We start from the raw sequence: 21,243 nt of genomic DNA on the forward strand, positions 1-21,243 counted from the left end.
GTCACGGGGAGTCCCCGTGCCGTCGCAGCACGACCGGCCCGAGCAGGCCGGTGCGCACCTGGCCCGCGTAGACACCCGCTGTGGGGGAGGCGTCGTCGAGGTAGCCGGCGAGGGTGCCGCGCACGACCACCTCGATCTCGTTCTCGCCCGGCCGAAGGTGGTCGGTGAGCTCGGCGCGCCACGGCCCCCACACCAGCCGGGCGGCGAGCGTGCCGTTCACGCGGACGTCTGCGGTGCCGCGCACCTCGCCGAGGTCGAGCACGGTGCGGCCACCGGACGGGGCGCTCACGCTGGTCCGGTAGGTCACCTGCCCGCCCAGCGCACGTAGCCCCAGCTCCTCCCACGGCACGAGCGGGACCTCGGCCTCTGTGACCTCCAGCTCGACGGGACCGTCCAGCAGCGCCCCGCCCCGCCTGCCGTCGCGGGCGGTGACGCGCAGCAGCACGTCGGGGCCGTGGAGCGCGGGCAGCCGGACGACCCCGTCGACGGGGGTGATCTCGACGCCGTCCACCACGGCGACCACCGGCAGCCGTGTCGGCACCCGCAGGGCGAGCGTGCCCGGCGGGACGCGCAGCCGCAGCCACTCGGCGCGCTCCGGGCCGGGCGCGATGTCCGGCACGACCGGCAGCACCACGCCGTTCCCCGCTGCCGCCGGGTCGAGCCATGCGGCCCCGGGCAGCGGGTGGGGGCGCGTCCGCGCGCAGACGAAGCCGGGGTCGAGTGGGTGGCGGCGGCGCAGCAGCAGCGGCACGGCCGCGCCGCCCCGCACGGCCGTCCAGCCGGGCCCGCTGCACACGCCGAGGTCTGGTGAGTCGAGGGTGGCGGCCGTGGGCTCGCCGCCCTGGTTGGTGACGCGCAGGACCACCTCGTTGGCCCCGGCGCGCAGGTGCGGGCCGAGGTCGTAGGCGTGCACGCGGACCTCGCGGTGGCCGGGGTAGGGCTGGAAGTCGCCCTGGCGGCCCACCTCGATGCCGTTCACGAGCACCTGGCACGCGCCGTCCGAGCCCACGTGGACCCGCGCGTCCGCGGGGACGGCATCGAGCGGCAGGTCCAGCACCAGGTCGGCGGACTCGCCCTCCACCCACTCACCGCCCGGCAGCATCCACTCCGGCCGCCCGTACGCCTCGGCGTCGGTCACCACGGCGAACGCGGCGCGCAGCGGGCCGTCCCGCTCGGCGGTCAGCTCGATCTCCACGGCCACCGTGCGCGCGGCAGGGAGCGGGCTGAACGACAGGTGCCCCGTGCCGTCCACCGGCGCCTCGACCCCGTCGACGAGCACGCGGCGGGGCGCGCCCGCGCCGACGGCGAGCAGCAGCCCTCGCCGGTCGGGTAGCGGCAGGTGGGTGCGCACCGCCACCCGCTCGCCCGCGCGGACGTGCCGCCAGTCCAGGAACTCCTCGGGCACGTGGCCCTTCGGCCCGAGGGTCTCGGCGTGCGCGGGGTCGTCGCGGATGCCGCGCGAGAGCGACCACTCGGCGGGCCGCCACCCCGGCGGCTGGCTTTCGCTCCACGGCCCTCGTACCTGCGCGAACGGGCCGAATCCCGCGGTGACGGGCCTCCACCCGTCCTGCGGCGGGCCCATCGGCGGGAGTTCGCTGGCGGGAGGAACGCGGGACTCGCCGTGCTCGGACGTCGGGCCCGCAGGGGAGGAGACGTGTTCCAGGCGCCAGACCTCGATCGGGAGGATCCCCGGGCGGTCGGCGGCGGCGAGGTCGCCCCAGCGGTTGTCAAGGGTGGACTCGGCGAGCGCCCGCCATGGCCCGTCCAGGGCGATCGTCTCGACCACCGGGCCGAGCGGCTCCGCGGTCGGTTCCGGAAGATCGGGGCCGAGAACGACCAGGGCGACGGCGCCGTCGTCGAAGGGCACGGCGAACTCCCATGCCCCCTCGGCGGCGGTGACGTCCAGCTCGGTGCGCCGGCCCGTGCCCGGTGACCAGCTCTGCGCCCTCGGCCGCTCGTTCCCGGTCACGCGCACCCGCGCGACCCGGTCCCCGGGCGGGCGGAAGCGGTAGCCGGTGGTGCGGAGGGCGTCGTTGTAGCCCTGCCATGTGAAGCCGCTCTCCAGCCACGACCCGTGCAGGTCGAGGATCGGCGCCTCGGTGCCGGTGTGCTCGTCGTGCGCCGTGAGCGCGATGACGTGCGCGTTCCCGTGCCGGCGCAACAGGAAGGGGGCGTCGGCGTCCACCTGGACCGGGCCGCGGTGCACGGCGGACGGAACCTCCTGCGCGCTCGGGAGGACCGTGATCGTCCCGTCCGCGACGGCGGCCGCGAACCGCTCACCGACCCCCGGGTCACCGCCGAGGAGGAGCTCCGGCGCCCGCTCGACGCAGAGCACCCGCCCGCCGACGGCCGCGAACTCCAGCAGCCGCTCCGCGGCGTCTCCGTGGAGGGCGGACACCGCGGGCAGCACGACCGTGCGGTAGGTCTCCGCGCCGATCCGCAGGCCGTCGGCGTGCACCTCACCGGTGGCGAGGGTGGCCTCGTCGAGCGCGTCGTGGTCGACGTTCGCGCGCTCGAGCACGCCACGCCGCTCGGAGAGCCACGAGTTGACGCCGTTCAGCTCACGGAACACGCGGTTGACGCGCTCTGCGTCCGGCAGCGGGCCGGCGAGGGTGACGTGCGCCTGCGCGGTGGTGGTGGGGGACAGCAGCAGCACGTCGGCCACATGGGTGCCGGCCGTCAGCACGGCGCACAGGCGGGATACCGCCTTCGCGAACACCGGGTAGGACGGCCAGTACGGCTGGCGCCAGCAGGTGGACGGCGGCGCCCACTCCCACCAGCCGCCGACCGTGGCGTAGTAGACGGCGTGGGGGTCGTAGAGGGTGGCGCCGCGGCGCAGGAACGCCGAGAGCCAGTCGTAGGTCTCCTCGAGGGTGCCGCCCCAGCCGGATGAGTGGAATGCCTCGATCCACGTGCGCTCGTGGCCGTTCGCATGGGCGAGCGAGCTGTGGACCTTGGCATCGCCCCAGTGGTCGCTGCCCGGGGCGCCGTAGCCGCGGTGCAGGCCGAGGTAGTCGCCGTAGGTGTGTACCCCGCCGACCGGGTCGCCCTCGCGGGCCGGTGAGGCCTGGTCGAACCCGCAGACGAGGCCGCGCTCGGCGAACCAGGCGTCGTGCTGGTCGAAGAAACCGCGACGGGCGAGCCAGGCCCGGTGGGCGTGGTAGTCGCGACGCACCCGGGCGGCCTCGGGAGAGATGTCCGGCTCCCACAGCGCCCACAGCAGGGGGAGCAGGTCGTAGCCGTACGCCTCGGCGAAGGTGGCGGCGAAGTCGCGGCCCCATGTCGGCATGGGCGGCAGCTCGTCCTGGAAGAAGCCGCCGATGGTGCGGCCGAACCAGTGCCCGACCGCCTTCTCCATCGTGCCGTGGACCTGGTCGAGCAGCGCCGCGCAGGCCTGTGTGGAGAAGTAGTCGAAGCCGCTCGTGCCCGCGTGAACCAGCGTGACGCGGGCCTGCGGGCCCGCCCAGCGGGCGACGCCGTCCACGAGGGGGATGGCGACCCGGTCACCGTCCTCGACCACGGGGGACGGTAAGCCGGCGGGGTGGGTGAGAACAGCGTAGGCGGCGAGCGGGTCGTGCCCGGCCGGCGCGGTGACGGAGACGTCCGTGCCCTCGCGCTCGGTCCGGAACAGGGCCTGCCCGGCGAACCCGGGCTCGGCCGCGATCAGCCTGCCCTGGAAGTTCGCGCCGGAGAAGCCGATCTGGTCGTAGAGCCACAGCGTGAAGCCGAGCTCCTCTGCATCGGCGCAGGCGGCGTCGAACAGCTCGAGCCACTCCGGTGAGAGGAACGGCGGGTCGTCCGCCACCGAGCCGAACATCGGCCCGGTGGGCGCCAGGCAGAGCACGACGGCCTGCCGGACGCCACCGGCCACGAGCTGCTCCATCTGCCAGCGCAGCCGTTCCCGGGTGACTCGCGCGCCGCTCCACCACCAGATCGGCAAGGGGCCGTACTGGGGGCCGGGGTCGGTGAACCGGGAGAGCAGGTCCTCGACCCCGGCCGTCATGCCGCGGCCCGCTCTGCCTCGATCTGCTCGAGGGACTTGCCGACCGTGTCGGGCATCCAGAAGAACCCGATGATGCCGCTGATGAGGAGGAACGCCGTGAGCAGCAGCGCGACCGGGCCGATCTCCACGGCCGCGAGGATCGGCACGAAGAACGACCAGACGCCCAGCAGTGTGCGGGCCACGCCGAACGTGAAGCCCTGCGCGGTGCCGCGCAGCATCGTCGGGAACAGCTCCTGGCTGAACACCTTGTACGTGGGCTCGCCCGCGAGCGATGCGCCGATGCCGAAGAGCACGATGTTGGCGATCACGACGGGCACCGTGAACGGCAGCACGAGGTAGATCGCGTACGCGGCGACCTGGAACAGGGCGCCGATGCCCCACATCATCCGGCGGGTGCGGTAGCTGCGGTCGTTGTAGCGCATGAACACGAAGACGGTGGAGAAGATCGTGATCACGAACCCGGCGCAGGACAGCGCGACACCCGCGGCCTGCGTGCCCGCACCGAGCGTCTCGACGACGTAGGGGGTGAAGATGCCCGCGGTGCCGGCGGCCAGTCCCCAGAAGGTGTAGATCGAGGCCGTCCACACGAGCGCGCGCAGGTTGGCGCCGCGGAAGAGCGCGCCCACCTGCTCGCCGACCGATCGTGCGCGGCCCGCGGCCGCGGTCCAGCGGGCCGACTCGACCATGCCGCGGCGCAGCGCCCACGTCACGAGCGCGACGATCGCGAGGTGGATGAACACGATCCGCGTGCCCAGCAGGCCGATCGGGCTCAGCACCAGCGCCAGGATGAGCACGACAACCGGGCCGAGGCTCCACGCCACCTGGGTGAGCCCGATGAGTCGGCCGCGGCCCTTCGCCGGGGCGAACTCGCCCACCAGCGCGAGTGACGTGGGCACGTCCGCGCCCACCGCGACGCCGACGATGAACGTGCCGGCGAACAGCATGATCGGGTCGACCGAGAACGCGATCAGCAGGATGCCGAGCGCGTACACGAGCAGGTCCCACTTGTAGATGCGCTTGCGGCCGAGCTTGTCGCCGAGCCGCCCTCCGACGAACGCGCCGATCGCGCATCCGATGGCGTTCGGCCCGATCGCCGCGAGCGCGCCGACCCCGAAGCTCGACAGGCCCAGCTCGGCCTGGAACAGCGTGAGCCCAGCGCCCAGCGCCACGATCGAGCCTGCGTCGAGGTACGACGCCATCGCGGCGAGCACGGACCACTTCCACTGCTGCTTGCTGATCGTGCTGTCGTCCCCGCCGGGTTCGACCCCCACGGCATCGGGTGCGGCCATGACCTTCTCCTCGTCTTCGTCGACGGCTTCGCACACGCGGTCCCCGGCTGTACCGCCGCCGGTTGAAACGTATTAAGGGGGGAGGCTAGCGGCGGGGCGGACGCGCAACAAGCCCGAATCGTAACGATTCTGTCTGTGATCATCTCAGATATGTGCGGGATCGAGCGGGCTGTATCGCGACCTGATTCGCCGCTCGGCTTCCCGTGAACGACCGGTGAGGTGCGACGGGCCGGCTCCCGCCCTCGTGCGGGCGCCTGAGGCCGGGAAGTGGTGGGTCGCCCGTTGACGGCCCTTGCGACGTCTCCTACAGTGCATTGAAAGGTTTCATTCCGTCGTCGATGTCGCCGTATGGGGGACCGAGCGCCGATGCGCTACTGCTTCCTGCTCCAGGTGCGGCCCGACCGCCTTGACGAGTACAAGGAGCGCCACAGGCAGGTCTGGCCGGAGATGCTCGCTGCGTTGCGCGACACCGGCTGGCGGAACTACTCACTGCACGTCCGCGAGGACGGGCTGCTCGTGGGGTACGTCGAGTGTGACGACCTGGCCGCCGCACAGCGCGCCATGGCGGAGACCGACGTGAACGCCCGCTGGCAGGCAGAGATGGCGCAGTATTTCACCGGCCTCGCAGGCCGGGCCCCGGACGAGGGGTTCCTCGTCCTCGAGGAGGTCTTCCACCTGGAGGACCAGCTGTCCCGAACGGAGAACCACAGGTGAGTGACGTCCGGGCCGCCCTGCGGCAGCAGCGCATCGAGACCCCGTCGTGGGCCTACGCCAACTCCGGCACCCGGTTCAAGGTGTTCGCCCAGCCCGGCGTCCCCCGCAACCCGGAGGAGAAGATCGCCGACGCCGGTGTGGTCCACCGGCTCACGGGGGTGGCGCCGACGGTGGCGCTGCACATCCCGTGGGACAAGGTGGAGGACTACGCGGCGCTCGCCAAGTACGCCGCCGACCAGGGCGTCGGGATCGGGGCGATCAACTCCAACGTCTTCCAGGACGACGACTACAAGCTCGGTTCGGTCACCAACCCGGACCCGGCGGTGCGTCGCAAGGCCACCGACCACCTGCTCGAGTGCGTCGACATCATGGACGCCACCGGCAGCCGCGACCTCAAGCTGTGGTTCTCCGACGGCACCAACTACCCGGGCCAGGACTCGATCCGCGCCCGGCAGGACCGGCTCGCCGAGGCGCTGCGCGAGGTGTACGACCGGCTCGGCGACCACCAGCGGATGCTGCTGGAGTACAAGCTCTTCGAACCGGCGTTCTACACCACGGACGTGCCGGACTGGGGCACCTCCTACGCCCACTGCATCGAGCTGGGGCCGAAGGCCACGGTGTGCATCGACACCGGCCACCACGCCCCGGGCACGAACATCGAGTTCATCGTGGCGTTCCTGCTGCGGGCCGGGAGGCTGGGCGCGTTCGACTTCAACTCGCGCTTCTACGCCGACGACGACCTCATGGTCGGGGCGGCCGACCCGTTCCAGCTGTTCCGGATCATGCACGAGATCGTCTCCGCCGACGCGCTCGGCGAGGACGCCGGCATCGCGTTCATGCTGGACCAGTGCCACAACATCGAGCCCAAGATCCCGGCGATCATCCGCTCGGTGATGAACGTCCAGGAGGCCACCGCCAAGGCGCTCCTGGTCGACGCCGCCGCCCTCGCCGCCGCGCAGCGGGCCGGTGACGTGCTCGGCGCCAACGCCGTCCTGATGGACGCCTACAACACCGACGTGCGCCCGCTGCTGCGCGAGCTCCGCGAGGAGATGGGCCTCGACCCGGACCCGATGGCCGCCTACGCCCGATCCGGCTACTTCGAGAAGATCGTGGCGGAGCGGGTGGGCGGCGAGCAGGCAGGCTGGGGCGCGTGAACTCGTGAGTGGATACGCGCGCTATAGCTCGCGTATCCACTCACGACCCCCACACCACAGAACCCGGAAGGGACCATGACGAACCCCACCGTCCAGGAGCTCATCGCTCGGAGCAACCGGCTCGGGGCCGATCCGACCACCACCAACTACGCGGGTGGCAACACCTCCGCGAAGGGCTCCGAGACCGATCCGGTGACGGGTCAACCGGTCGACCTGATCTGGGTCAAGGGCTCCGGCGGCGACCTCGGCACGCTCACCGAGAAGGGCCTCGCGGTGCTCCGGCTGGACCGGATGCGGGCGCTCGTCGACGTCTACCCGGGCGTGGAGCGCGAGGACGAGATGGTCGCCGCGTTCGACTTCTGCCTGCACGGCAAGGGCGGGGCCGCGCCGTCGATCGACACCGCGATGCACGGGCTCGTCGAGGCCGACCACGTCGACCACCTGCACCCGGACGCCGGTATCGCCATCGCGACCGCCGCCGACGGCGAGGCGCTCACCAAGGAGATCTTCGGCGACCGCGTGCTGTGGGTGCCGTGGCGGCGCCCCGGCTTCCAGCTGGGCCTCGACATCGCCGCGGTGAAGGCGGCCAACCCGCAGGCGATCGGCGTGATCCTCGGCGGCCACGGCATCACCGCGTGGGGTGCCACGAGCGAGGAGTGCGAGCGCAACTCGCTCGACATCATCCGTACCGCCCAGGCCTACATCGACTCCCGGGGTGCGGCGGAGCCGTTCGGCCCGGTGCGCCCCGGTTTCGAACCCATTCCCGAGGACGAGCGGCTTGCCCGCGCCGCCGCGCTCGCGCCCGTGATCCGCGGGCTCGCCTCCACCGACCGGCGCCAGGTCGGGCACTTCACCGACGCAGGTGTCGTGCTCGACTTCCTGTCCCGCGAGAAGCTGGCGCACCTCGCCGCGCTGGGCACCTCCTGCCCCGACCACTTCCTGCGCACCAAGGTCGCGCCGCTCGTGCTGGACCTGCCGGCCACCGCCCCGCTGGACGAGGCGATCGCCCGGTTGAAGGAGCTGCACACCGCCTACCGCGAGGACTACCGCGCCTACTACGAGCGCAACGCGACGCAGGACAGCCCGCCGATCCGCGGTGCCGACCCGGCGATCGTGCTCGTCCCGGGCGTCGGCATGTTCAGCTTCGGCGCCAACAAGCAGACCGCGCGCGTTGCGGGCGAGTTCTACGTCAACGCGATCAACGTGATGCGCGGCGCCGAGGCGGTCTCCACCTACGCCCCGATCCCCGAGTCGGAGAAGTTCCGCATCGAGTACTGGGCCCTCGAGGAGGCCAAGCTCCAGCGGATGCCCAAGCCGAAGCCCCTTGCCACCCGGATCGCGTTCGTCACCGGCGGCGGGTCCGGCATCGGCAAGGCGATCGCCGAGCGCCTTGCCGCCGAGGGCGCCTGCGTCGTCGTGGCCGACCGGGACGCCGACGCGGCCGCCGCCGTCGCCGCCGAGCTGGGCTCGGCCGACGTGGCGGTGCCGGTCACCGTCGACGTCACCGACGCCTCCGCGGTCGCCGCGGCCGTGGACGCCACGGCGCTGGCGTTCGGCGGCGTCGACCTCGTGGTCAACAACGCGGGCCTGTCGATCTCCAAGCCGTTGCTGGAGACCACCGACGCCGACTGGGACATCCAGCACGACGTCATGGCGAAGGGCTCGTTCCTCGTCTCCCGCGCCGCGGCGAAGGCGATGCTGGCGCAGGGCATGGGCGGCGACATCGTCTACATCTCCAGCAAGAACGGCGTGTTCGCCGGCCCGAACAACGTGGCGTACGGCGCGGCGAAGGCCGACCAGGCCCACCAGGTGCGGCTGCTCGCGGCCGAGCTGGGCGAGCACGGCATCAAGGTCAACGGGGTGAACCCGGACGGCGTCGTGCGCGGCTCCGGGATCTTCGCGGGCGGCTGGGGCGCCCAGCGCGCCGCCGTCTACGGCGTGCCGGAGGAGGAGCTTGGCAAGTTCTACGCCCAGCGCACGCTGCTCAAGCGGGAGGTGCTGCCCGAGCACGTCGCCGCGGCGGTCTTCGCGCTCACCGGCGGCGACCTGACCCACACCACAGGCCTGCACATCCCGGTCGACGCCGGGGTGGCGGCGGCCTTCCTGCGCTAGTGTCCCGAGCCGCGATCGGAGGAACGATGACGTCCCTGCTCGAGAGTCCCGCCGCGCTCCGGCGCGTGACGCCGCGTCGCACCACCGTCGGGCTGGTGGCAGGTGGGCTCGGCGCCTACTGGCCGCAGTTCCCCGACCTGCTCCCGCAGCTGCAGCGCTCCGCGGCGCGGGTCTCGGAGCGGCTGCGGCAGGTCGGCGACATCGATGTCGTGGACGTCGGTTTCATCTCCGACGCCCCCGAGGGCGCGGTCGCGGCGGAGAAGCTGCGGTCCGCAGGCTGCGATCTCATCGTCGGCTTCCTGACGACGTACATGACCGCGTCGATGCTGCTGCCGGTTGCGCAGCGCAGCGGGGCGCCCGTGCTGCTGATCAACCTGCAGCCCACCGAGAAGATGGACCACGAGACCTTCGACACCGGTGCGTGGCTCGCCTACTGCGGCGCCTGCCCGCTGCCGGAGATGGCCAACGCGTTCGAGCGCGCGGGCGTGGAGTTCCGGTCGGTGTCCGGCTACCTCGAGGACGAGCGGGCCTGGGCGCGGATCGAGCGCTGGGTGAAGGCGGCGGGCGTGCGCGGGGCGCTGCGCCACGGGCGGCACGGGCTGATGGGCCACCTCTACCCGGGCATGCTCGACGTCTCCACCGACCTCACGTCGGTGTCGACCCAGCTCGGTGGGCACGTCGAGGTGCTGGAGTTCGACGACCTGCGGGTGCGCGTGGAGGACGTCACCGAGGCACAGGTGCGTGAGCGCGTTGGTCTCGCCGAGGAGGTGTTCGAGCTCGACGACACCGTCAACCCGGACGACCTCGCATGGGGCGCCCGCGTCTCCGTGGGCCTGGACCGGCTCGTCGACGACTTCGCCCTCGACTCCCTCGCCTACTACCACCGCGGCCTGAACGGCGAGCAGCACGAGAAGCTGGGCGCGGGGATGATCCTCGGCGCCTCGCTGCTCACGGCCCGCGGCGTGCCGGCCGCGGGGGAGTACGAGCTGCGCAACTCCATCGCGATGCTGGTCATGGACCGGCTCGGTGCCGGCGGGTCGTTCACCGAGCTGCAGGCGCTGAACTTCGTCGACGACGTGGTCGAGATGGGCCACGACGGCCCGGCCCATCTGGCGATCAGCTCGCGCAAGCCGCTGCTGCGCGGCCTGGGCGTGTACCACGGCAAGCGCGGGTGGGGCGTGTCCGTCGAGTTCGACGTGAAGCAGGGCCCGGTCACGACGTTCGGGATCGGGCAGCGCCGCGACGGCCGGTACGTGATGGTCGCCTCGGAGGGCACGGTCGTACCCGGCCCGCTGCTGCGGATCGGCAACACCACCTCCCGCGTCGACTTCGGCTGCGACCCCGGCGAGTGGACGGACGCCTGGAGCGCCTCCGGCGTCGACCACCACTGGGCGCTCGGCATCGGCCACCGCGCCGCCGAGCTGAAGGCCGCGGCCGAGCTGGTGGGCCTCGAGTTCGTGCAGGTCCGGGTATGAGGGCTCCTGCCGTCCGGGTTGGGGCCGTCGACCTCGGAGCGTCCAGCGGCCGGGTGATGGCCGCCGAGGTCGGAGCCGACCGGCTCGAGCTCACCGAGGTCGCGCGGTTCCCCAACGGGCCCGTGCGGCTGCGGGACACGCTGCACTGGGACGTGCTCGCCTTGTACCGCGGCATCCTGGACGGCCTGCGCGCCGCGGGGCCTGAGCTGGACTCGGTGGGCATCGACTCGTGGGGCGTCGACTTCGGCCTCCTCGACGCCACCGGCGCGCTGCTCGGCAACCCGGTGCACCACCGCGACGCCCGCACCGACGGCGTGGCCGAACGGGTGAACGGGATCATCCCGCCCGCCGACCTGTACGGGGCTACGGGCGTGCAGGTGATGCCGATCAACACGATCTACCAACTGGTCGCGGCGCTCGGCACGCCGCAGCTGGCCGCGGCGAGGGACCTGCTCCTGCTGCCCGACCTGCTCGCCTACTGGCTCACCGGCAGCCGCCGTGCCGAGGTGACCAACGCGTCCACCACCGGGCTGCTCGACGTCGGCGCGCGGAGGTGGGCCGACGACGTCGCCCGCCGCGTCGGCGTCGACCCGGCCCTGTTCGCGCCGCTCATCGAGGCGGGGGAGCGGATCGGGGAACTCTCGCCGCAGGTGCTCACCGACACCGGCCTCACCGGCCCCGTGCCGGTGATCGCGGTCGGTTCGCACGACACGGCGTCGGCCGTGGTGGGCGTGCCGGCCGAGGGGGAGCGGTTCGCGTTCATCTCCTGCGGCACGTGGTCGCTCGTCGGGGTGGAGCTGCCCGCGCCCGTGCTCACCGAGGCGAGCCGCGCCGCGAACTTCTCCAACGAGCTGGGCGTCGACGGAACGGTGCGCTACCTGCGCAACGTGATGGGGCTGTGGCTGCTCCAGGAGTGCCTGCGCGCCTGGCCCGGCGCCGAGCTGCTGCCACTGCTGGACGAGGCCGCGCTGGCCCGGCCGTTCGGCGCGGTGATCGATGCGTTCGACCCGGCCTTCCTCGCCCCCGGCGGGATGCCCGAGCGCATCGTCGACACCTGCCGCAGGCTGGGGCAGGACCCGCCGGCCGGCCGGCGCGAGATCGTCCGGTGCGTGCTGGAGAGCCTCGCCCTCGCCCACCGGCGCGTGGTGCGCGAGGCATCTGCGCTGTCCGGGCGGGACGTCGACGTCGTGCACGTCGTGGGCGGCGGGGCGCGCAACGCGCTCCTCTGCCAGCTCACAGCCGACGCATGCGGCCTGCCCGTCGTCGCAGGGCCGGTGGAGGCCACGGCGCTGGGCAACGTCCTGGTGCAGGCCCGCGCCCTGGGTGCGGTGCAGGGCGACCTGGCGGCGCTGCGCGCCCTCCTGCGCGACACGCAGCCGCTGACGCGTTACGAGCCGCGAGGCGACGAGGCCGCGTGGGTGGAGGCGGAGCGGCGCCTGGAGCGCACCCCGGCCCGCGCCTGAGCTGGTTCACGGCTTGCGGCCCACCGCCCAGCAGCAGCCCGACGGGCCGGTCGAGATCCAGCGTCGCGCGCTGCGGGGCCCCGAGAATGGACTCCGGGTCGCGCATGTCGGCGTTGATGTACGCCGTACGCCCCTCCGGGGTACTCGGTGGCGATGGTGGCGGCGAAGCGCTCGGGCGTGGGCGAGCACGATCGGATCGTTGTCGACGTAGACGATGCGGGCGTCGGGTGCGACCGACTGCACGACCTCGTGCAGGTTGGGCTTGGTGGGGATTCCGGTGCCGATGTCGAGGAACTGGCGGATCCCGCGCTCCGCGACCAGGAACCGGCCGACCCGATGCATGAACGCGCGGTTGGCCTGCATGTGGATCCGCAGGGCCGGCCACACCTGTAGCGACGCGTCGGCGGCCTGCCGGTCCAGCTCGTAGTTGTCCTCGCCGCCGAGGATGTAGTCGTAGATGCGGGCACCGTGCGCCCGGTCCAAGTGGAGGTCCAGCTCCTCGAGCGGCCTGGTCATGCTCACGCTCCGTCCACCGTTCCACCGGAAGGAGTGGTCGTCGGACCGATCGTAACCGCCCCTCGTCGTCCTTGATCGCGGGCCAAGCAGGTCCGATTCGTTGCTGCGGGAGTCCCCGCCGAGCCATGTACTGACAGAGGACCCCACGCCGCCACGGTGCGGCCTAACGTCGATGCCGGGGGACTCTTACGTCCGCCGCCCGGAAGGAGACCATGGCACGCATCCTCGTCACCGGCTCGGCCGATGGCCTCGGGCGGGCGACCGCTCAGACCCTTCTGGAGGCCGGGCACCACGTCGGGTCCATACCCGGAACCGGGGACGGCTCACCGCCGTGCGCGAGCTGCTGGACCGAGGTGCCGATGGTGTTGTCGGTGATCTGGCGGATCTGCGGCAGGTACGTGATCTCGCCGAGCAGGTGAACGCGCTGGGCCGGATGGATTCCCTGGTCCACAACGCCGGGGTGTACACCGGCCAGAGGATCCTGCCCGTCAACGTCGTCGCCCCGTACCTCCTGACCGCTTGCGTCGACCGCCCGAAACGGCTGATCTACCTCACCAGCGGCATGCATCGCGGCGGCCGGGCCGTCCTCGACGGTATGGACTGGAGCGGAGCGCGGACGACGGGCACCTATTCGGACAGCAAGCTGTTCGTCGCCGCGCTCGCCGCTGCCGTTGCGCGGATCCGGCCCGACGTGCTCAGCAACTCCGTCGACCCGGGGTGGGTGCCCACCAGGATGGGTGGACCCGGCGCACCCGACGACCTCCGGCTCGGCCACCTCACCCAGGAATGGCTTGCCACCAGCGACGATCCCGATGCACGCACCAGCGGCGGCTACTGGTACCACCAGCGGCTCCGGGCACCCCATCCCGCCGTTCACGACGAGCGCTTCCAGGACGACCTGATCGATGCGCTCGCACGGTTCACCGGTGTGCAGCTCGCATAGGGCCGCGATCGCGTCGTCCTGCCAGCGGGAGCCCGCGCTTGTGACCTTGCGTCCGTAGCGTGGACCCGCGTGATAGCTGATCTCCTCGTCGAGGCCGTTCCGTTCGATCACCCGGATGCCGTCGCGCTCCGCGTTGCTCAGCGGGCCGAGCTCACCGAGCGCTACGGCACACCGGACAGCGAGCCCGGACCCGCGCCGACGGCCGCCGACACGACGGTGTTCCTGCTCGCCCGCGACGCCGCTGGTGAAGCCGTCGGCTGCGGGGCGCTGCGCGCGCTGGGCGACGGGGTCGGCGAGGTCAAGCGCATGTACGTGGTGCCGGCGCGGCGGCGGTCCGGCATGGCAGGCGTGGTGCTCGCCGCCCTCGAGGCGGAAGCCGCGCGCCGCGGCTGGGACGTCCTGAAGCTGGAGACGGGCACCGAGCAGCCTGACGCGATGGCCTTCTACGAGCGCCACGGCTACCGGAGGATCCCCAACTTCGGCCACTACGCCGACTCGGAACTCTCGGTCTGCTACGAGCGCACACTCACCCCGAACCCGACGAACGGCGCGCTCGCCGGATAGCGCGCGCCGTTCGACGGGTTCGTCAGGCGGGGAGACTGCTCGGTCGACCGAGTGCGCGAGCACCCCTTTCCGTCCTCCAGTGACACAAGATCGGCGTAAGTGGTGGGACAGCGACAGATCGAGGGTGTTGCCGAATCAGGGGTGTCGGTGCCCCGTGCAGCAAGGTCTGCAGTTGGTCAAGGGGTGCAGACCTGTCCGCGCCCCATGGCTGTCGGTGGGTGGCCTCCTGACGGCGCCGCGCAGTGTGCGGGGCCGCCCCTCCAAGCTCAAGGGCGCTACGCGTCGCTCCGCGATCGCTGCGCGACCCTTGACCTCGGAGCCTCTGCGACCCCTAAGGGCATGCCTTGTGGGCAGGCCGGGGGCCTGCCCTCTGGGGCGCGCGGCGCCGCCAGGAGGCCGGTCTCACGCCGCCCGTTGTGGCCGTCCCCGTGATGGCCGTCGCGCACCCGATGTCCGCTCGCGCACCCGGTGTCGGGTCGCGCGGCCCGTCGACGGGCTGCGTGGGCCGAGAACGGGTGCGTGAACCGCGGTGATCACTCCGACATGCGCACCGCGGCCCCCGCGCGGACCGTGGGGCGCATCTCGCACCGATCATCGGGCCGTTCTGGCCTCTTGATCGGGTTCCAGGTGCCCGCGACGTGCCCACCAGTGGCTCGTGATCGTCGGAAGTGGTGGTGGGGCGACAGATCTGTCGTCCCACCACCACTCGTGGTGATCAAGGTTTGCGTGATCGGCAGGAGTGGTGGCAGGGCGTCAGATTTGTCGCTCTGGCACCACTTCCGACGATCACGGCCCAGCGGCGGCATGGTCACGGCCGGTTCCACCCGTTTCCGCGCGAAGCATGATCATGTCGGTGAGACCAGCCTTCGGTGGCGCCGCGCGCCCAGAGGGCAGGCCCGTGGCCTGCCCGTGTTGTGCTGCCCGTAGGGGTCGCAGAGGCTCCGAGGTCAAGGGTCGCACCGGGGGATGGTCAGCCGGCAGAGCTTGCGGAGCCGGCGGGGGCGGGTGGACAGAGCGATCGCGAAGCGACGCGTAGCGCCCTTTGAGCTTGGAGGGGCGGCCCCGCACACTGCGCGGCGCCACCGAAGGCCCCGGCACCCACGAGCAGGCAAGACACCTCCCAACCGCCCAGCCCACAACGCGGCCCAACCGGATTCGGCAACACCCTCGATCTGTCGCTCTCACGCCACTTCTGGCGATCACAACAGGCCGGCCCAGCCCGCCCGTTGCTGGAGCGCTCGACATCGGCGGCAGGGACGAAGCCGCGCGGCTCGCGAGCCGCCCGGAACAGGGCGTCGAACTCGGCCAACGGGCCGCGCCTTGCGGGAACTCGCATGACAACTGTCGGGGGTGCTGCTTACCGTCTCTTGACGTGGATACAGGTATGGGGCGCACCGGGCTGGTGGACGTCACCGTCACCTACGGCGGCGAACCCGCTCTTCGCGGTGTCACGCTGCTTGCCGAGGCAGGCGAGGTGCTCGCGGTCGTCGGGCCGTCGGGGAGCGGCAAGACCACTGCGCTGCGCGCCGTCGCGGGGCTGCAGCCGCTGAGGGTCGGGCGCGTGCTGGTCGCGGGGCGCGACGTCACGGGCATCCCGGTCTCCCAGCGCGACGTCTCGATGGTCTTCCGCTCCACGACGCTCGTGCCGTTCCTCGACGTGGCCGCCAACCTGGCGCGCTCGGCAGGCGCGTTCGGGGTGCCCGAGCCGGAGGCCGCGCGGCGGGTCACGTCCCGCAGCAAGCTGCTCGGGCTGGTCCGCCTGCTGCCCCGGCTGCCCCACACCCTCTCCGCGGGCGAGTCCGGCCTCACCGGCATCGGGCGCACGCTGGTCCGCACGCCACGGGCATTCCTCTTCGACGAGCCGCTCGCGCACCTCGACTCGGCAGAGCGCGCCCGCACCCGCCGCACCATCGTCGACGCGGTCCGGAAGGCGTGCGTCGGCGCGCTCTACGTCACGCACGACCAGGCCGAGGCCATGGCCGTCGGCGATCGACTCGCCGTGCTGCACGAGGGCCGCATCCGGCAGATCGACCGGCCGCGCCGCGTGTACGAGGCGCCTGCCGACACGTTCGTCGCCGAGTTCGTCGGCGCGTCCGGGATGGGTCTGCTCCCGGCCCGGTTGGTGACGTCGGGTGGCTCGGCCGGCTTCCGGGTCGGCGAGCGCACCATCCCGCTGTGGGGTCCGGTGCCGGCCGCGCTCGCGTCGCGCGTCGACTCGCAGGTCCTGCTGGGGCTGCGGGCGGAGGACGTCGCGGAAGCCGGCCCCGACGCCGATCCGGCGGCCGTGGCGGTGCCGGTGTCGGTGCGCAGCGTCGAGCGGCCCGGCCGCGACGCCGTGGTGAGCGCCGAGGTCGGCCTGCCGGGCGAGGCCGACGGCGCGCGGCTGGTCGCCCGCATCCCCGGCGGCACATCGTTGCGGAAGGGGGCACACGCCCAGCTGCTACTGGACGCGCGGCGCGCCCACGTGTTCGACCCGGCGACGGGCCGGGCGCTCATGCACCCGAATTAGTAGTGGAAGCGGGTCGGCGAAAGCGCGAGGCCAGGTGTGTCAGTCGCCCAGTTTGTCCCGCCACGCCACCCAAGCGCGGACCGTGGACAGATCGAAGTCGGGCCCATGCACTTCCATGGTGAAGGTGGTGACGCCCTGCTCCAGCAGCGCTGACCCGTTCACCTCGGGATCGCCGCTCACGCCTGCCGACAGTTCGATCTCGCCCGGATCACGGCCGATCTCCGCGCAGCGCTCGGCCAGCACCTGCTTCTTGCGGGCGAACTCCTCTCCGGAGGAGAACCAGTGCCAGATGTCCGCATGCCTGGCCACCAGCCCCAACGTCTTCTGCTCGCCGCCACCACCGATCAGCACCGGCACCTTGCGGACCGGCGGCGGGTTGAGCTTGGCGAACCGCTGCTCGATCCTGGGCAGCGCCTCGGCCAGCGTGCCCACCCGGCTGCCGGGCGTGCCGAACTCGTAGCCGTACTCGGCGAAATCCCGTTCCATCGCGCCCGCGCCGATGCCCAGGACCAGCCTGCCGCCGCTGATGTGGTCGACGGTGCGGGCCATGTCCGCGACCAGGTCCGGGTTGCGGAAGCTGATGGCCGTCACCAATGGGCCCAGCTGCACCCGCGAGGTCTGCTCGGCCCAGGCGGCGAGCATGGTCCAGCATTCGAAATGCTTGCCGTGCTGGTCCCCGGAAATCGGCAGGAAGTGGTCCCAGTTGAAGATGATGTCCACTCCGATGTCCTCGACCTGCGCCGCGGCATGGCGGATGGCCGAGTAATCGACGTGCTGTGGGGCGATCTGCACGCTGATCCGAACCGGACGGGAGTCTACGGTTGCCATGATCGGCAGCCTAACGGGATCTTTCGTCGCGAGCCGGCACGGTTTCTTGCGGTTTCAGCACGCTAAGGGAGTGCGTCCAGCAGCTTGTCCAGCGTGATCGGCAGCTCGCGCACCCGCACGCCCGTGGCGTGGTGCACCGCGTTCGACACGGCTGCCGCGGTGCCGACGATCCCGATCTCGCCGATGCCCTTCGCGCCCATCGGGTTGACGCGCGGGTCCGGCCGGTCCAGCCAGTACGCCTGCACGTCGCCGACGTCGGCGTCGACCGCCACGTGGTATTCGGCGAGGTCGTGGTTCACGACATGGCCGAACCGCGGATCGAGGATGCTCTCCTCCTCGAGCGCCATCGACAGCCCCATCGTCGTGCCGCCGATGAACTGGGAGCGGGCGGTGCGCGGGTTGACGATCCGCCCGGCGTCGAACACGCCGAGCAGCCGGGGCACCCGGATCTCGCCCGTGTCGGCGTGCACGCGCGCCTCGGCGAACTGCGCGCCGAACGCGAACATCGCGTAGTGCTCGGTCTCCGGGTTCGGTCCGATGGCCGCGTCCATCTCGTCGCCGTCGTCGGGGTCGGTGCCGAACTTCTCTCGGAACGCGCGCGCGGCCGCCACCAGCGCCGATCCCCAGCTGGACGTGCCGGACGAGCCGCCCGCGACCGATGCGGCCGGGTGGTCGGTGTCCCCGATCAGCACGTCGACGTCCTCGGTCGGCACACCCAGCGCGTCGGCGGTGATCTGCGCGAGCACGGTCCATGCGCCGGTGCCGAGATCGGCGGCGCCGATCCGGGCGACGTACCGACCGGCGTCGAACCGGATCACTGCGCTGGAGCGCTGGCGCATCGCCGGGTAGATCGACGACGCGACGCCCGTGCCGACCAGCCAGTCGCCCTCCCGGCGAACGGCGGGGCGAGGGTCGCGGCCGCCCCACCCGAACCGCTCGGCGCCCTCCCGCAGGCATTCCACGAGGCCGCGGCTGGAGAACGGCTTGCGGGACTCCGGGTCGGCGTCGGGCTCGTTGCGGATCCGCAGCTCGATCGGGTCGATGCCCAGCTCGTTGGCCAGCTCGTCCATCGCGACCTCGGGCGCGAACATCCCGGGACACTCGCCGGGCGCCCGCATCCAGGACGGCACCGGCACGTCCAGCGCCGCGAGCCGGTGGGTGGTGCGCCGGTGCGGCGCCGCGTACATGTGGCGGCTCGGCACCGCGGTCTGCTCGGCGAACTCCTTGATCCGCGAGGTCTGCTCGACCACGTCGTGCGCGAGTGCGACCAGGTGCCCGTCCCGGTCGGCGCCCAGCTGGATCCGCTGGATCGTCGGGGTCCGGTAGCCGGCGAGGGCGAACATCTGCTGGCGGGTGAGCGCCAGCTTCACCGCGCGCCCGGGCACGGCCCGCGCCGCGAGTACCGCGAGGACGACGTGCGCGTGCGGGGTGCCCTTCGATCCGAAGCCGCCTCCCACGTACGGGCAGATCACGCGCACCCGCTCCTCGTCGAGGCCGAAGACCTTGCAGACGCCCGCGCGGTCCGGGTGCACGCCCTGGGTGGAGTCCCAGAGCGTCAGCGTGGCGCCGTCCCACAGGGCGGTCGTGGCGTGCGGCTCGATCGGGTTGTTGTGGTACATCGCGGTCGTGTAGGTCTGCCGCACCGTCACCGGCGCTTCGGCGAGTGCGGTGTCGACGTCGCCCTCGCCCCAGTCGGTGGGGAAGGTCGGGTTGACCACCTCAGGGGCGTACAGATCGTCGCGGTCGGCGGTCAGCGTGACGTCGTGCGGCTCTACGTCGTACTCGACCCGCACGAGGTCGGCGGCCCGGCGCGCGATCTCGGACGTCTCGGCGACCACGACCCCGATGAACTGCCCGCGGAAGGCGACCTCGGTGTCCTGCAGCACGGCGAGCTCGGCGTCGTCGGTGGACGCGAGGCGCTCCGCGGTGGCCGGGGTGAGCACGGCGAGCACCCCGTCGAGGACCTCGGCCGCCGTCGTGTCGATCCAGCTCACCCGGCCACGGGCGATCGTCGCCTGTACCGGGTGGCAGTACGCCGGGTTCGGCACCGGTGTCTCGTAGGCGTAGGGGGCGATGCCGCGCACCTTGTCGGCGCCGTCGCGGCGCACGATGTCGCGCCCGACGGCCATGGTCTCGAGCAGTTCGGTCATCAGGACTCCTCGGCGAGCTCGCGCAGGACCGCCACGAGCGTGCGCGTGAGCAGCGGGATCTTGAACGCGTTGCCGCCGTCTATCCCGTCCTGCGGGCGGGCGTCGGCCAGCTCGGCCTCGGCGGCTGCGCGGTAGCTGCGGGTCTCGGCCGTCGTCCCACGCAGCACGTCCTCCGCGCGCCATGCGCGCCACGGCTTGTGGGCGACGCCGCCGAACGCGATCCGGCAGTCGCGCACGACCCCGTCCGCCACGTCGAGCGCGGCGGCCACCGAGACCAGCGCGAACGCGTACGAGGCGCGGTCGCGCACCTTGCGGTACCGCGAGCGGCGCGCCAGCGGCAGCGGCGGCAGGTCGATGGCGGTGATCAGGTCACCGTGCGCGAGAACGGTGTCCTGCTCGGGTCGATCCTCGGGTAGCCGGTGCAGGTCGACGAACGGGAGAGTGCGCTCGCCGTCGACGCCGAGCACGTGCACCTGTGCGTCGAGCGCGGCGAGGGCCACCGCCATGTCGGACGGGTGGGTGGCGATGCAGTGTTCGGAGGCGCCGAGCACTGCCTGCCCGCGGGTGGCACCCCCGATGGCCGAGCACCCCGATTCGGGCTCGCGCTTGTTGCACGGCGTGGTGACGTCCTGGAAGTAGACGCACCGGGTGCGCTGCAGCGGGTTGCCGCCACTCGTCGCCATGTTGCGCAGCTGCCCCGAGGCGCCGGAGAGCAGCGCCTCCGCGAGCACCGGGTACCGCTCGCGGACGCGCCGGTCGGCGGCCAGGTCACTGTTGCGGACGCCCGCGCCGATGCGGAGGCCGCCGTCGTCGAGGTCGGTGACCTCGGCGGACGTGAGCGCCGTGATGTCGACGAGCAGGTCGGGTTCGGCCACGCCGAGTTTGAGGTGGTCGACGAGGTTGGTGCCACCGGCGAGGAACGCCGCGTCCGGGTCGGCGCTCACCGCCTGCACCGCGGCGGCCGCGTCGGCAGGGGTCTCGAAGGTGAAGGGCTTCATCGTTGTTCTCCCGCCGAGGTCACCCCAGCCGACGTGACCGCCGCGACGATGCCGACGTACGCCCCACAGCGGCAGAGGTTGCCGCTCATCCGCTCCGCGACCTCGTCGTGGTCCAGCCGCGGTTCGCTCCCGTGCGGCGTCACGGCGCTGGCCCACCCGGACCCCAGCTCGTCGAGCATGCCAACCGCGGAGCAGACCTGGCCGGGCGTGCAGTAGCCGCACTGGAGGCCGTCGTGGTCGAGGAACGCCTGCTGCACCGGATGCAGCTCGCCGCCCCGCGCGAGCCCGTCCGCGGTGGTCACCTCGTGGCCGTTGTGCGCAACGGCGAGCGCGAGGCAGGCCAGCGTCCGTCTGCCGTCGAGCAGCACGGTGCACGCGCCGCACTGCCCGTGGTCGCAGCCCTTCTTCGGGCTCGTCACCCCCAACCGCTCGCGGAGGGCGTCGAGCAGCGTCGTGCGGGTGTCGACGGTGACGGGGCGCGGTACGCCATCGACGATCAGCGTGATGTCGGCGTCCATACCGGAG

General features: G+C 72.4%; 15 protein-coding genes and 1 pseudogene. 9 read left to right on the forward strand and 7 right to left on the reverse strand.

Annotated elements, in window-relative coordinates; all coding sequences use genetic code 11:
- Position 1 precedes the first annotated feature (1 nt).
- Both K1T35_RS48825 and K1T35_RS15010 read right to left on the reverse strand, forming a co-directional pair.
- Complete coding sequence (locus K1T35_RS48825) at positions 2-4,003, reverse strand: hypothetical protein (RefSeq protein ID WP_255621908.1); 4,002 nt, start codon at positions 4,001-4,003, stop codon at positions 2-4.
- On the reverse strand, positions 4,000-5,292 hold the full coding sequence (locus K1T35_RS15010; protein ID WP_255621909.1) for an MFS transporter: 1,293 nt from the start codon (positions 5,290-5,292) through the stop codon (positions 4,000-4,002). The genes K1T35_RS48825 and K1T35_RS15010 overlap by 4 nt, the downstream gene beginning before the upstream one ends.
- Positions 5,293-5,640: 348 nt before the next feature.
- Here K1T35_RS15010 and K1T35_RS15015 point away from each other — a divergent pair, with 348 nt between their 5' ends.
- The 5 genes from K1T35_RS15015 (at position 5,641) to K1T35_RS15035 (ending at position 12,210) form a co-directional block, all read left to right on the forward strand.
- Positions 5,641-6,006 carry an L-rhamnose mutarotase gene (locus tag K1T35_RS15015; protein ID WP_220260771.1) on the forward strand — a complete coding sequence of 122 codons (366 nt, stop codon included), beginning with the start codon at positions 5,641-5,643 and terminating at the stop codon, positions 6,004-6,006.
- On the forward strand, positions 6,003-7,160 hold the full coding sequence (gene rhaI, locus K1T35_RS15020) for an L-rhamnose isomerase (RefSeq protein WP_220260772.1): 1,158 nt from the start codon (positions 6,003-6,005) through the stop codon (positions 7,158-7,160). The genes K1T35_RS15015 and rhaI overlap by 4 nt, the downstream gene beginning before the upstream one ends.
- A 75-nt stretch (positions 7,161-7,235) precedes the next feature.
- A complete protein-coding gene (locus K1T35_RS15025; RefSeq protein ID WP_220260773.1) occupies positions 7,236-9,272 on the forward strand; it encodes a bifunctional aldolase/short-chain dehydrogenase in 2,037 nt (678 codons plus the stop codon).
- 26 nt (positions 9,273-9,298) lie between these two features.
- Positions 9,299-10,747, forward strand: coding sequence for an L-fucose/L-arabinose isomerase family protein (locus K1T35_RS15030; RefSeq protein WP_220260774.1), 1,449 nt, complete (start codon positions 9,299-9,301; stop codon positions 10,745-10,747).
- Entirely contained in the window at positions 10,744-12,210 is a 1,467-nt protein-coding gene (locus tag K1T35_RS15035; protein ID WP_220260775.1) for a rhamnulokinase family protein, read from the forward strand. The genes K1T35_RS15030 and K1T35_RS15035 overlap by 4 nt, the downstream gene beginning before the upstream one ends.
- Before the next feature lie 216 nt (positions 12,211-12,426).
- Here the strand turns inward: K1T35_RS15035 and K1T35_RS48830 are convergent.
- Positions 12,427-12,726: pseudogene (locus K1T35_RS48830) on the reverse strand (SAM-dependent methyltransferase); the annotation flags it as partial.
- 212 nt (positions 12,727-12,938) lie between these two features.
- Here K1T35_RS48830 and K1T35_RS48835 point away from each other — a divergent pair.
- The 4 genes from K1T35_RS48835 (at position 12,939) to K1T35_RS15055 (ending at position 16,742) form a co-directional block, all read left to right on the forward strand.
- Positions 12,939-13,145, forward strand: a complete 207-nt coding sequence (locus K1T35_RS48835) for a hypothetical protein (RefSeq protein ID WP_255621911.1) — start codon at positions 12,939-12,941, stop codon at positions 13,143-13,145.
- 14 nt (positions 13,146-13,159) lie between these two features.
- Positions 13,160-13,669 (forward strand): short-chain dehydrogenase, encoded by a 510-nt coding sequence (locus K1T35_RS15045; RefSeq protein WP_255621912.1) that lies wholly within the window; start codon positions 13,160-13,162, stop codon positions 13,667-13,669.
- A gap of 69 nt (positions 13,670-13,738) precedes the next feature.
- Positions 13,739-14,233, forward strand: a complete 495-nt coding sequence (locus K1T35_RS15050) for a GNAT family N-acetyltransferase (RefSeq protein WP_220260776.1) — start codon at positions 13,739-13,741, stop codon at positions 14,231-14,233.
- A gap of 1,372 nt (positions 14,234-15,605) precedes the next feature.
- A complete protein-coding gene (locus K1T35_RS15055; protein WP_220260777.1) occupies positions 15,606-16,742 on the forward strand; it encodes an ABC transporter ATP-binding protein in 1,137 nt (378 codons plus the stop codon).
- 39 nt (positions 16,743-16,781) lie between these two features.
- Here the strand turns inward: K1T35_RS15055 and K1T35_RS15060 are convergent, their stop codons facing one another.
- The 4 genes from K1T35_RS15060 to K1T35_RS15075 form a co-directional block, all read right to left on the reverse strand.
- Positions 16,782-17,570 carry an LLM class F420-dependent oxidoreductase gene (locus K1T35_RS15060; protein ID WP_220260778.1) on the reverse strand — a complete coding sequence of 263 codons (789 nt, stop codon included), beginning with the start codon at positions 17,568-17,570 and terminating at the stop codon, positions 16,782-16,784.
- A gap of 62 nt (positions 17,571-17,632) precedes the next feature.
- The gene (locus tag K1T35_RS15065; RefSeq protein ID WP_220260779.1) at positions 17,633-19,720 is read right to left on the reverse strand and encodes a xanthine dehydrogenase family protein molybdopterin-binding subunit; all 2,088 of its coding nucleotides are present in this window, start codon (positions 19,718-19,720) and stop codon (positions 17,633-17,635) included.
- Positions 19,720-20,718, reverse strand: a complete 999-nt coding sequence (locus tag K1T35_RS15070) for a xanthine dehydrogenase family protein subunit M (RefSeq protein ID WP_220260780.1) — start codon at positions 20,716-20,718, stop codon at positions 19,720-19,722. Before K1T35_RS15070 ends, K1T35_RS15065 begins: the two co-directional genes overlap by 1 nt.
- Positions 20,715-21,236: a (2Fe-2S)-binding protein gene (locus tag K1T35_RS15075; RefSeq protein WP_220260781.1), complete on the reverse strand. Its 522-nt coding sequence runs from the start codon at positions 21,234-21,236 to the stop codon at positions 20,715-20,717. Before K1T35_RS15075 ends, K1T35_RS15070 begins: the two co-directional genes overlap by 4 nt.
- Between the last annotated feature and the right edge of the window lie 7 nt (positions 21,237-21,243).

The sequence above is a fragment of the Pseudonocardia sp. DSM 110487 genome, from assembly GCF_019468565.1.
Lineage (GTDB): Bacteria > Actinomycetota > Actinomycetes > Mycobacteriales > Pseudonocardiaceae > Pseudonocardia.

Coding starts and splice junctions, on each gene's coding strand:
- K1T35_RS48835 (WP_255621911.1), top strand. CDS start 12,939: ATGGCACGCATCCTCGTCACCGGCTCGGCCGATGGCCTCGGGCGGGCG.
- K1T35_RS15065 (WP_220260779.1), bottom strand. CDS start 19,720: ATGACCGAACTGCTCGAGACCATGGCCGTCGGGCGCGACATCGTGCGC.
- K1T35_RS48825 (WP_255621908.1), bottom strand. CDS start 4,003: ATGACGGCCGGGGTCGAGGACCTGCTCTCCCGGTTCACCGACCCCGGC.
- K1T35_RS15075 (WP_220260781.1), bottom strand. CDS start 21,236: ATGGACGCCGACATCACGCTGATCGTCGATGGCGTACCGCGCCCCGTC.
- K1T35_RS15070 (WP_220260780.1), bottom strand. CDS start 20,718: ATGAAGCCCTTCACCTTCGAGACCCCTGCCGACGCGGCCGCCGCGGTG.
- K1T35_RS15035 (WP_220260775.1), top strand. CDS start 10,744: ATGAGGGCTCCTGCCGTCCGGGTTGGGGCCGTCGACCTCGGAGCGTCC.
- K1T35_RS15030 (WP_220260774.1), top strand. CDS start 9,299: ATGACGTCCCTGCTCGAGAGTCCCGCCGCGCTCCGGCGCGTGACGCCG.
- K1T35_RS15025 (WP_220260773.1), top strand. CDS start 7,236: ATGACGAACCCCACCGTCCAGGAGCTCATCGCTCGGAGCAACCGGCTC.
- K1T35_RS15010 (WP_255621909.1), bottom strand. CDS start 5,292: ATGGCCGCACCCGATGCCGTGGGGGTCGAACCCGGCGGGGACGACAGC.
- K1T35_RS15045 (WP_255621912.1), top strand. CDS start 13,160: ATGGATTCCCTGGTCCACAACGCCGGGGTGTACACCGGCCAGAGGATC.
- K1T35_RS15015 (WP_220260771.1), top strand. CDS start 5,641: ATGGGGGACCGAGCGCCGATGCGCTACTGCTTCCTGCTCCAGGTGCGG.
- K1T35_RS15060 (WP_220260778.1), bottom strand. CDS start 17,570: ATGGCAACCGTAGACTCCCGTCCGGTTCGGATCAGCGTGCAGATCGCC.